This window comes from Cupriavidus sp. C3SS-1, from assembly GCF_057073755.1.
The window spans coordinates 393,182-404,843 of the sequence record NZ_CP172700.1 but is presented as its reverse complement, the minus strand read 5'-3'; the positions used below and the strand labels follow the sequence as shown (position 1 = coordinate 404,843).

Below are 11,662 nucleotides of genomic sequence, written 5' to 3'. Positions count from 1 at the left end.
AACTCAAGGAGAACGTGATGAGCCATTCCCACTATCCCGAAACCTGGACCGCGATCTGCACCTTGCGCGATATCGTACCCAATACTGGTGTCTGCGCGCTGGTCGACGAGCAGCAGGTCGCGGTGTTCCGCATCGGCCGCGGCGAAGAGGTCTACGCCATCGGGAACTTCGATCCGAATTCGCAGGCAGCCGTGCTGTCGCGCGGCCTGGTCGGCAACCTGGGCGAGCGCCTGGTGGTGGCATCGCCGATCTACAAGCAGCACTTCGACCTGCGCACCGGCGAATGCCTGGAGGCGCCGCAGCACTCGGTCAACGCCTACCCGGCCCGCGTCTATGACGGCAAGGTCTGGGTAGCCGCCGATCTAGCCACGCGCGAAGTCGAGGAAGAACTCGCAGCCTGACAAATCCCTTTTTTTGACGGAGACCTCGCGCATGACGCCATCCGCCCCCTCGCAGCCCCGGCCACGGCTGGTCGTCGTCGGCAACGGCATGGCCGGCATGCGCACGGTCGAGGAACTGCTAAAGCTGGCGCCCGACCTGTATGACATCACGGTCTTCGGCGCCGAGCCGCACGGCAACTACAACCGTATCCTGCTGTCGCCGGTGCTGGCGGGAGAAAAGACCGTCGACGACATCATGCTCAATACGCGCGAGTGGTACGCGCAGAACGGCATCGAACTGCTCGCCGGCGATCCGGTGGTGGCCATCGACCGCCCGCGCCGCACCGTGCGCGCGCAGTCGGGACGCGAGGTGCACTATGACCGCTTGCTGCTGGCCACCGGCTCCAAGCCTTTCATCCTGCCGGTGCCGGGTCACCAGCTTGATGGCGTGATCGCGTTTCGCGATATCCAGGATGTCGAGACCATGCTGCATGCCGCGCGCAACCATCGCCATGCGGTGGTGATCGGCGGCGGCCTGCTGGGGCTGGAAGCGGCCAACGGGCTGCTGCGCCAGGGCATGGACGTGACCGTGGTGCACCTGTGCGACAGCCTGATGGAGCGCCAGCTGGACAAACCCGCGGCCACCCTGCTCAAGGGCGCGCTGGAACGCAAGGGCCTGCGCTTCATGCTGGGCGCGCAGACCGGCGAGATCCTCGGCGACACGCGCGTGACCGGCGTGCGCTTCAAGGACGGCAGCGAGATCCCGGCCGACCTGGTGGTGATGACGGCCGGCGTGCGCCCGAACATCGAGCTTGCGGCCGGTGCCGGGCTGCACTGCGAACGTGCCATCGTCGTCGATGACACGTTGCAGACCTATGACCCGCGCATCTACGCCGTGGGCGAATGCGTGCAGCATCGCCAGGCCACCTTCGGCCTGGTTGCGCCGATCTGGGACCAGGCGCGCGTGTGTGCCGCGCATCTGGCTGGCTCAGGGCATCGCCGCTATATCCAGCAGTCCACGGCGACCAAGCTCAAGGTGACCGGCGTGGACCTGTATTCGGCCGGCGACTTCATCGGCGGCGAAGGCAGCGAAGACCTGGTTCTGCGCGACGCGCGGCGCGGCGTCTACAAGCGGCTGGTGCTGCAGGACGGCCGCCTGATCGGCGCGGTGCTGTACGGCGACGTGCAGGACGGGCCCTGGTACTTCGACCTGATCCAGCAGCGCGCGCCGGTCGCAGCGCTGCGCCAGCGCCTGCTGTTCGGCAAGGCCCAGTGCGAGGCGCTTGCCGCCTGAAGCCCGGCGAACCCGCTGACAACGACATCGCCCCCACGGAGAAAGCGTGAATCTGTCCGACATCCCGGTGGTATCGGCCACCCCGACCACCACCACCGCCACCACTTGCCCCTACTGCGGCGTCGGCTGCGGCGTGCGCGCCACGGTGCGCGCCGACGGACAGGTCGAGATTGCCGGCGATGTGGACCATCCATCCAATCGTGGCCGGCTGTGCGTCAAGGGCTCGGCCCTGGGCGAGACCGTGGATCTGCAAGGGCGCCTGTTGCATCCGAAGGTGCGCAGCGCGGACGGCGCGCTCGAACAGGTATCGTGGGACGTCGCGCTCGACACCGTAGCGCAAGGGTTCTCGCGCATTGTCCGCGAGCACGGCCCCGATGCCGTCGCGCTCTATGTATCCGGCCAGTTGCTGACCGAGGACTACTACATCGCGAACAAGCTCATGAAGGGCTTCATCGGTACCGCCAATATCGACACCAATTCGCGCCTGTGCATGTCGTCGGCGGTGGCCGGCCACAAGCGCGCCTTCGGTGAAGACCTGGTGCCCGGCAACTACGAAGACCTGGAACTCGCGGATCTCGTCGTGCTGGTGGGGTCCAACACGGCCTGGTGCCATCCGATCGTGTTCCAGCGCCTGGTGAAGGCCAAGGAAGAGCGGCCGCAGATGAAGATCGTCGCCATCGACCCGCGCCGCACGGCCACCTGTGAGTTGGCCGACCTGCACCTGGCGGTGCGTCCGGGCACGGACGTCTGGCTCTTCAATGGCTTGCTGAGCTACCTGGAGCGCGAAGGCCACGCCAACACCGCCTTCATCGGCGCCAGCACGTCGGGGCTCGATGCTGCGCTGCAGGCAACCGTCGATTGCAGCGACCCGAAGGCCGTCGCGCGCGCCTGCAAGCTCGACGTCGACGACCTGCTGGCCTTCTATCGCCTATTCGGCGAGACCGAGAAGGTCGTGACGGCCTTCTCGCAAGGCGTCAACCAGTCGTCCGCCGGCACCGACAAGGTCAACAGCATCATCAACTGCCACCTGCTGACCGGCCGCATCGGCCGCGCCGGCATGGGCCCGTTCTCGCTGACGGGGCAGCCGAACGCGATGGGCGGCCGCGAAGTCGGCGGCCTGGCCAATATGCTGGCCGCGCATATGGAGCTGGCCAACCCGCTGCACCGGGACATCGTGCAGGACCTGTGGCAAGCGCCGGTCATGGCCGACCGCGTGGGCCTCAAGGCCGTCGAACTGTTCAATGCGATCGAGCAGGGCCAGGTCAAGGCCGTATGGGTGATCGCCACCAATCCCGTGGTCAGCCTGCCCGATGCCGATCAGGTCCGCCGCGCGCTGGCCAAATGCGAACTGGTGGTCAGTTCCGACATCATCGAGCGCACCGATACCAATGACGCCGCGCACGTGCTGCTGCCGGCGCTGGGCTGGGGCGAGAAGGATGGCACCGTCACCAACTCGGAGCGCCGCATCTCGCGCCAGCGTGCCTTTCTGGCAGCGCCCGGAGAAGCTCGCGCGGACTGGCGCATCCTGTGCGACGTGGCCGGTCGCATGGGCTATGCAGGCTTCGACTATGCAGGCCAGCATGAGATTTTCGACGAGCATGCCCGCCTGAGCGCCTGGCGCAATGACGAGGCTCCGCGGGCATTCGATATCGGCGGCATGGCCGGCATGGACAAGGACAGCTATGACAATTTCGAACCCGTGCAGTGGCCGGTGGTCGCAGGTTCGTCGGCCGGGACGCACCGGCTGTTCGAAAACGGCCGCTATGCCCATGCCGACGGACTGGCGCGCTTCGTCGCCACGCCGACGCGTGCGCCGGCACACGCGCCGGACGACGACTATCCGCTGATCCTCAACACCGGCCGCGTACGCGACCAATGGCACACCATGACGCGCACCGGCAAGTCGGCCCGCCTTGCGGACCACCTGCCAGAGCCCTTCGTCGACATGCATCCGCAGGACGCGCTGTTATGCGGCGTGGGCGAAGGCAAGCTCGCGCGCGTTTCCACGCGTTGGGGCGCGATGGTGGCGCGCGTGCGGCATGGCGGCGGCATTCCGCGCGGCAGCGTGTTCGTGCCGATCCACTGGAACGGACAGTTCAGCTCCGACGCGCGCGTCGGCGCGCTCGTCAACCCGGTGGTCGACCCGGTGTCCGGCGAACCCGAGTTCAAGCACACGCCGGTGTGCGTGGAGCCGTTCGGCGTCAACTGGCACGGCTTCGTGCTGAGCCGCAAGGAATTGCCCGCGGATACCCTCACGTACTGGACGCGCGTGCAGGGACAACGCTTCCAGCGCTACGAATTCGCCGGGCGCGAAGCCATTGCCGATCGTGCCGCCTGGGCACGCAGCCTGCTCGGCGTGACCGACGCGGACGCGGACTGGCTTGAGTATGAGGACCGCAGCGCCGGCACCTATCACGCGGGCCATGTCGTCAACGACCGGCTGGAGGCGTGCGTCTACATTGCCACGCGCCCCGACCTGCCCTCGCGCTCCTGGCTGGCGGAGCTGTTCGGCCGCGAGCGGCTGGAAGACGCGGACCGCATCGGCCTGCTGATGGGGCAGCCGATGCAAAAAGGCGCCGACGCGGGCCCGACGGTGTGCTCGTGCTTCGGCGTGGGCCGCAATACAATCTGCAACGCGGTCCGCGAGCTTGGCCTGACCACCCCGGCCGAGATCACGGCATGCGTCAAGGCCGGCGGCAACTGCGGCTCTTGCGTGCCGGAGTTGAAGAAGCTGCTGGTGGAGGTTCGGGTGGCGGAGGCGGCATGATTTCCCGGGAGAGCGGCCTCGCCGCTCTCCGCCCGCCTCTGTTGCGATTCCCCAACGCATTGTGAACAACCGTGATATCCGACGTCCGGCGTGCGCGTTGCACCGGCACCCCGCCATAGAGTTCAAGGTCGGATAAACAGGATTGCGTCGCCATCAACGCCTCGGACCTCGTTTCCCGAAGTCCGAGGCAGTCAATGCCCCTTCCCGACCGCTTCGAATCAGGCGCTGATCCACGCGATCATGGCCCGCTGTCCTTCGAAGAATCCGACGATTTGACCGCACATCTGCCGAATCTCTGCGTGCGATTTGGCTTAGAGTGCTGCCTGGCTCCGTCGCTTCTGTTGAAGCCTGGGGCATCTGGCATTGACTGATCGAAGGAAATCACATGAAGAAACTGACTGCAGTATCCCTGGCGACCGCAGCCGGCCTGCTGGCCATGCTCGGCGGCTGCGCCACGGAATCCTCCACGGCGCTGCCCGTGCAGAAGGTCGAAAGCGCCAGCCGGCCGTACAACGGCGTGCGCACGCCGATTGCCGTGGGCAAGTTCGACAATCGCTCGAACTACATGCGCGGCGTCTTCTCGGACGGCATTGACCGCCTGAGCGGCCAGGCCAAGACCAGCCTGGTCACCCACCTCCAGCAAACCAACCGCTTCAACGTGCTGGAGCGTGAGAACCTCGACGAGATCAAGCGCGAGGCGTCGATCAAGAACCAGGCGCAACGCCTGAAGGGCGCCGACTACGTGGTGACCGGCGACATCACGGAGTTCGGCCGCAAGGAAGTCGGCGATGTGCAGCTGTTCGGCATTCTCGGCCGGGGCCGGGAGCAAGTGGCTTATGCCAAGGTCAACCTGAACGTCATCAACATCAGCACCTCCGAGGTCGTGTACTCGACGCAGGGCGCCGGCGAATACAAGCTGTCGAATCGCGAAGTGATCGGCTTCGGCGGCACGGCCAGCTATGACTCGACGCTCAACGGCAAGGTGATGGACCTCGCCATGCGCGAGGCGATCAACAACATGGTGGCCGCCATCGACAGCGGCGCCTGGAAGCCGGCCCAGTAACCGGCTGTCAGCAAGACTACGAGAACAATGATGATCAACACGGTCACGCTGCGTAGCGCAGCGTTCTTGTCGGCGGCGGGCAGCCTCCTGCTAGCCGGCTGCGCGGGCCCACAGCCCATGTATCAATGGGAAGGCTATCAGGTCCAGGTCTACGAATACTTCAAGGGCGAATCGAAGGAGGCGCAGGTCGCCGCGCTCGAAGAGGGCCTGCAGAAGATCAAGGCAAAGGGCGGCGCGGTGCCGCCGGGGTACCATGCCCAGCTTGGCATGCTCTACCTGAACATCGGCAAGGGCGACCAGATGGTCAAGGAATTCCAGACCGAGAAAACGCTCTTCCCCGAAGCCACGCCGTATATGGACTTCCTGCTCAGGAACGTCAAGACCGTTACCCGGACCGACACCAAGGTCAGCACCGCCGTGGACGCCGGGCCCGGCACCACCGCAGGGAGCAGCAAATGATGCGCCGACTTCTGAGCTATGTCGCGAGCCTGGGCGTCGTCATGCTGTTCGCTGGTTGCGCCGTGCCGAACAAGCAGGTGGACTATGCCGCGTTCAAGGCGAGCCGGCCGCGCTCCATCCTGGTATTGCCGCCGCTGAACGAGTCGCCCGATATCAAGGCGACCTACGGCATGCTTGCGCAGGCCACCGCGCCGCTGGCGGAATCCGGCTACTACGTGCTGCCGGTGGCGCTGGTTGACGAGACCTTCCGCCAGAACGGCCTGACGGTTCCCGGCGATATCCATGCCACGCCGGTCGCCAAGCTGCGCCAGATCTTTGGCGCAGACGCCGCGTTGTACGTGACCGTGGCCGAGTACGGTTCGAAGTACCAGGTCTTCAGCAGCGTCACCCGCGTGGCCGCCAGTGCAAAGCTGGTGGACCTGAAGACGGGCGATGTGCTGTGGAGCGGCACGGCCTCGGCCGCAACCGACAGCTCCAGCAGTGGGGGCGGACTGATTGGCATGCTGGTCAGTGCGGCAATCACGCAAGCGGTCAACCACTCGCTTGATGCGAGCTACAAGGTCGCGGCGACTACGAGCTACCGCCTGCTGTCCGCCGGGCAACCTGGCGGCATCCTGTATGGGCCGCGCTCGCCGAAGTACCAGTCGGACTGAGATCCGGTACGTTGGCCACAGGACGTCCGCGTCCTGCGGCCTGGATTCGGATGAAGCAGCCCTACCCCTCCGCCCTCTCCGTCCGATGCGCCACCGCCCTGGCCTCATGCGGTGACAACTGCATGAAAATCCACGCCGACGCACACGTAATCAACCCCATGCAGATAAACGTGGCATGAAACGCCGGCAATACTCCCGACGGCCCATTGCCAAATCCCGTTTCGAACGTCGTCAGCAGCGCCCCCGCCGACGTGACGGCCAGGCTCATCGACAGCATCTGCACCATCGACAGCATGCTGTTGCCGCTGCTGGCATTGGTCCCGCTCAGGTCCTTGAGCGTGACGGTGTTCATCGCGGTGAACTGGATCGAATTGACCATGCCGAACAGCGCCAGTAGCGGGATGACCATCCACAGCGGACGCTGCGGCGTGATCAGCGCGAACGCGGCCATGACGACGCCGACGGCAAACGTGTTGGTGACCAGCACGCGGCGATAGCCGTGCCGCTCGATCAGACGCGTGGCCAGCCGCTTGGATGCCATGCCGGCCGCAGTGATAGGCAGCATCATCAGGCCAGCGTTGAACGGCGAGTAACCCAGGCTTATCTGCAAGGTCAGCGGGATCAGGAACGGCATCGAGCCGTTGCCGATGCGCGCAAACAGATTGCCCAGCAACCCCACGCTGAAGCTGTGGATGCGGAACAGCCGCAGCGTGAAGAGCGGCTGCGGGCGGCGGCCGGCGTGCAGCACATAGGCCGTCAGCGCGGCCATGCTGGCGATCAGCAGCATCAGCACGGTCGCATGCTGGAAGCCCAGCTCCGCCAGCCCGTCCAGCGAGAACGACAGCGCCAGCATGGCAACGGCCAGCAGCAGGTAGCCCGCGACATCAAAGCGGCCAATGCCGGCCTGTCGAACATTCGGCATGTAGCGCACCGTCGCCAGCGCACCGAGAATGCCGACCGGCACGTTGATCAGGAAGATCCAGTGCCACGACAACGCCTGCGTCAGCCAGCCGCCCAGCGTCGGGCCGATCAGCGGGCCGATCATGCCCGGGATCGCGACGAAGCTGAGCGCCTGCAGGTACTGGTCGCGCGGAAAGGTCCGCAGCACCGAGAGCCGGCCCACCGGCAGCAGCATGGCGCCGCCCAAGCCCTGCACCACGCGCGCCGCGACCAGGAACTGCAGCGTGCCCGCATAAGCGCACAGCAGCGAGCCAAGCACGAACAGCCCGATCGCGGCCTGGAAGATGGTGCGCGTGCCGAAGCGGTCCGCCAGCCAGCCCGACGCCGGGATGATCACGGCCATGGTGAGCGAGTACGCAATCACGACCGACTGCATGCGCAGCGGACTTTCGCCAAGGCTGCGCGCCATGGACGGCAGTGCGGTGTTGACGATGGTGGAATCCAGCGTCTGCATGAAGAAGCCGACCGCCACCACCCACAGCATGATGCGGCGGGTGCGGTCGTCAGGCATGGGCGTGGTCATGGCTGTGTACTCCGGTGCTGGCCGCGGAGCCGGCCAAAGCCGCAACATCAGGCCGGCCAGGGGGCGGCGTGGCAAACCTGCCTTGTTTTACATCGCCGCGCGCAGTCCGACGAAGTAGCGCCGGCCCGGCGCCGGCTCGAAATACCGGCCATTGGCTTCGTTGACGATGACCGAGCCGATGTACCTGCGGTCGGTGATGTTGTCGATGCGGCCGAACGCAAACAGCCGCGTCTTGCCGAGGCGGAATTCGTAGCCGGCGCGCAGGTTGAAGGTGGCATAGCCGGGCGCGGCCTGGGTGTTGAGGTCATCCGCATAGATCAGGCTGTCGACGTGCATTTCCGCACCGAGCACGAGCGGCGGCAGCGGCCGCCAGGCAACATCCAGGTTCAGGCTGTGGCGCGCCGTGCCGGGCAGGCGATTGCCGGCTTTGACGGTCTGCCCCTGCGCGTTGAGAAACGATTCGCCGAAATAGGCGGACAGGTAGGTGTAGGCCAGGCCGGCCTCGAACTGGCTGCCGGCCTTGCCGTCAGCCGATGCGCCGACCTGCGCGCCGAAGCCGCCTCGCCAGGCCAGCTCCATGCCGCGGCGGTGTACGCCATTGACGTTCTGGTAGACGGTGCGTCCGGCGTTGTTCGACAAGGGCACCACTTCGTCATGGCTGTCGGCATCGAATAGCGCCGCCTCCAGCCGCTGGCGCTGCTGCTGCCATTTGACGCCGATCTCGCCCTGGCGACTGGTGGACGCCTGCAGGCCCAGGTTGCTGCCGACGCCGCCCGGGCCGTAGGCGACCTCGGTCAGCGTCGGCGATTCAAACCCGCGGCCGAGGTTGGCGTAGACGTTGAGCGTGTCCGCCGCATGCCAGACCATGCCGACCACCGGGCTGACGTTGTTGTACGTGGTCGTGCCGCTGTCGTCGGGGCTCGCGGTGGTGATGTAGTGATCGTCGATGCCGAGCTTCACGCGGCTGGCCCGCACGCCGCCCACGAGTTCCCAGGACGGATGGAAGCTCCAGTCGAACTGCGCGAAAGCGCCAAGATCGGTGGCTGTGTCGGTCTCGTCGCGGCGCAGCGCGCCCTGGGCGCCGTTGTTATTGACGAAGCCGGTGCGGCCGTCGCGCATGCCATTGGCTTCCACACCCGCGGTCCATTGCAAGGGCAGGCCGCCGGCGGTGGTACGGCGCGTCCATGACAGCGCGCCGCCGCCGTAGGTCCGGTCAAGGTCGACGATGCCCCCGGACGACGTCGCGGCAATGCCGCTCATGCCGAGCCGCTGGTTGAGCTGGCGCGTGCCGACATAGAGACGGCCCTGCAGGCTGTCGGCCTCGGTCAGCTTGTGGTCCACCACCACGCCGGCCTGCGTCTGTTCGACGGTCTTGCCGGTATCGAACTGCGTGGCGGCCGCAACGGCCTGGCGCGGGTTGGCGTCGGCCTGGGCACGCGTCAGGCCCAGCGGGTCTTGCGCCAGCGGCTGGTTGAAGTAGTTGAACTGGCCGGTCACGCGCGTGGCATCGGTCGGCTGGGCCACGACCTTGGCATTGAGCTGGTAGCGTCGCGCGGCACTGTGGTCGCGGTAGCCATCGGTCTGGAAAGTCCAGGCGTCCAGCGTGCCGCCCAGCTTGTCGTTGCCGCCGCCAAGCGACACGCCGGCCTGCCACTGGCCGTCGGAGCCGAATCCGGTCGATGCACGGCCGGTGAAACCGTCCTTGGGCGGATCCGGCGTGAATACCTGCACCACGCCGCCCGAGGCATTGCCGTACATCTGTGCGAACGGGCCGCGCAAGACCTCCACGCGGCTGGCATTGGCAAGGTCGGCGGTGGAGGCCTGGCCCTGCCCGTCGGGCATGGTGGCGGGAATGCCGTCGACGTATAGCCGCACGCCGCGCACACCAAAGGTCGAGCGCGTGCCAAAGCCTCGCACGGAGAGTTGCAGGTCCTGCGAATAGTTCTGGCGATCGCGTACTGCGACACCCGGCACGCCGGTCAGCACCTCGGACAAGTTCACCAGCGGCGAGGTCGCGCGCAGCGGATCCACCGGCACGTTGTCCACTGCGGCAGGCGCATCGAACCGGCGCTGTTCGCTGCGCGATGCGCTGACCACCACGTCCGGCAGCGACGCCTCCGGCTCGCTGGCCATCGCCTTGCCGGTCGCCGCCATGCCGGCCAGTACGCAATACACAGACACCGCTGTATGCCGCGCCACGAGTTGCCGGAATGCCAGGATCTGCTTGCCGCCTGTTGTCATCGTTGGAGAGCGGTTGCGGGACTGGCGCGGTCGTGGAATTCATCCGGCGCCGGATTTAGGTGGATGCGGGATAACTTTAGATGGTCTGCGCCGGATTTGCCATGCGGGGAGTGAGCGGAACATCCCATCCCGGCCCGGGGCCGTTTCATCAAAAAAATTCAATTACTTATTTGCATCAGGTCCACCGTGGATTTCCCCCACCCGCCTAGACTTCCCTCAACGGCAGCAAACAAAGCCAGTCGCCGCAGCGAATCAAATTCAATCCATTTGTTTATTCAGTGAGGCAAGACACCATGAACACCCACCAAACCCGCGTCGCCATCGTCTACCACAGCGGCTACGGCCACACTGCCAGGCAGGCCCAGGCCGTCGCGCGCGGCGCCGCCAGCGTGGATGGCGTGGAAAGCCTGTTGATCAGCGTCGATGAAATCGACCAGCACTGGGACACGCTGGAAGAGGTCGACGGCATCATCTTCGGCGCGCCGACGTACATGGGCAGCGCCTCCGCCCAGTTCAAGGGCTTTATGGACGCGACCTCGCGCAACGTCTTCGCCAAGGGCGGCAAGTGGGCGAACAAGGTGGCAGCGGGCTTTACCAACTCGGCATCGCGCTCGGGCGACAAGCTCGCCACGCTGCAGCAGATCTCCATCTTTGCAGCCCAGCACGGCATGCATTGGGTGAACCTGGGTCTGCCTCCGGGCCACAACAACTCCAAGTCGACCGAGGATTCACTGAACCGCCACGGCTTCTTCCTGGGCGCCGCGGCACAGTCCAACGCCGATGAAAGCGCCGACGTGGTGCCGCCGCTGGCAGACCTGCGCACCGCCGAACACCTGGGCGCGCGCGTCGCCGAAGTCGCACGGCAACTTGCCGCGGGCCGCCGCGCCCTGGCCACGTTGAAGCAGGCGGCTTGACGATGTACAAAGCGCCGTGACGAACGGTGCGGAAAAAGCGGCCGGATGGCATCCGGCCCAAGGCATCTGCGCGCAGCGCACGTGCCGATATGATCGAGGCCCGTCCGGCCATGCCGGACGGGCGGCACGTCTTAGAAGCGGTGACGCAGGCCGACGGTGGCGCCGGTCTGGTTCTCGCCCGGCACCACGGTGCCGGTGCCGTTCAGGCCCAGCGACGAGCCCGACTTGTTCTTCGCGAAGCCGACGTTCAGGTAGACATCGGTGCGCTTGGACAGCGAGTAGTCGGCCGACATCACGGGCATCCACGGGTCCGCGTCGCTGTTGTGCGTGTCGGTGTAGTACGCCGCGCCGGTCAGCTGAAACGCCGGCGTGAAGCGGTAATTATGACGCAATGGCCACGACGCATGG

At 66.2% G+C, this 11,662-nt stretch carries 9 protein-coding genes and 1 pseudogene; 7 read left to right on the top strand and 3 right to left on the bottom strand.

From position 1 onward, the window contains the following. Window positions 1-17 precede the first annotated feature (17 nt). The 6 genes from nirD to ACIGJC_RS17855 all read left to right on the top strand — a co-directional run bounded on the left by nirD (window position 18) and on the right by ACIGJC_RS17855 (window position 6,616). On the top strand, window positions 18-401 hold the full coding sequence (gene nirD, locus ACIGJC_RS17880) for a nitrite reductase small subunit NirD (RefSeq protein WP_483713396.1): 384 nt from the start codon (window positions 18-20) through the stop codon (window positions 399-401). Between the two features lie 31 nt (window positions 402-432). Further along, window positions 433-1,674, top strand: a complete 1,242-nt coding sequence (locus ACIGJC_RS17875) for an NAD(P)/FAD-dependent oxidoreductase (protein ID WP_483713395.1) — start codon at window positions 433-435, stop codon at window positions 1,672-1,674. Window positions 1,675-1,720: 46 nt separating this feature from the next. Next, window positions 1,721-4,441, top strand: a complete 2,721-nt coding sequence (locus ACIGJC_RS17870) for a molybdopterin-dependent oxidoreductase (RefSeq protein WP_483713393.1) — start codon at window positions 1,721-1,723, stop codon at window positions 4,439-4,441. Between the two features lie 385 nt (window positions 4,442-4,826). Further along, complete coding sequence (locus tag ACIGJC_RS17865) at window positions 4,827-5,504, top strand: CsgG/HfaB family protein (RefSeq protein ID WP_483713392.1); 678 nt, start codon at window positions 4,827-4,829, stop codon at window positions 5,502-5,504. A gap of 30 nt (window positions 5,505-5,534) precedes the next feature. Further along, entirely contained in the window at window positions 5,535-5,963 is a 429-nt protein-coding gene (locus ACIGJC_RS17860) for a DUF4810 domain-containing protein (protein ID WP_483714457.1), read from the top strand. Beyond that, the gene (locus tag ACIGJC_RS17855; protein WP_483713390.1) at window positions 5,960-6,616 is read left to right on the top strand and encodes a DUF799 domain-containing protein; all 657 of its coding nucleotides are present in this window, start codon (window positions 5,960-5,962) and stop codon (window positions 6,614-6,616) included. The genes ACIGJC_RS17860 and ACIGJC_RS17855 overlap by 4 nt, the downstream gene beginning before the upstream one ends. Before the next feature lie 61 nt (window positions 6,617-6,677). Here ACIGJC_RS17855 and mdtD read toward each other — a convergent pair whose 3' ends face one another. Together mdtD and ACIGJC_RS17845 are read right to left on the bottom strand one after the other, a co-directional pair. Continuing rightward, entirely contained in the window at window positions 6,678-8,099 is a 1,422-nt protein-coding gene (gene mdtD, locus ACIGJC_RS17850) for a multidrug transporter subunit MdtD (protein WP_483713389.1), read from the bottom strand. An 87-nt stretch (window positions 8,100-8,186) separates the two neighbouring features. After that, window positions 8,187-10,340, bottom strand: a complete 2,154-nt coding sequence (locus ACIGJC_RS17845) for a TonB-dependent receptor family protein (RefSeq protein ID WP_483713388.1) — start codon at window positions 10,338-10,340, stop codon at window positions 8,187-8,189. Window positions 10,341-10,633: 293 nt separating this feature from the next. Between ACIGJC_RS17845 and ACIGJC_RS17840 the strand changes: the two genes are divergently transcribed. Continuing rightward, a complete protein-coding gene (locus tag ACIGJC_RS17840; protein WP_483713387.1) occupies window positions 10,634-11,254 on the top strand; it encodes a flavodoxin family protein in 621 nt (206 codons plus the stop codon). Window positions 11,255-11,385: 131 nt separating this feature from the next. On the opposite strand, the pseudogene ACIGJC_RS17835 reads toward ACIGJC_RS17840, so the two are convergent. Next, window positions 11,386-11,634 (bottom strand): annotated as a pseudogene (locus tag ACIGJC_RS17835) (porin); the annotation flags it as partial. Between the last annotated feature and the right edge of the window lie 28 nt (window positions 11,635-11,662).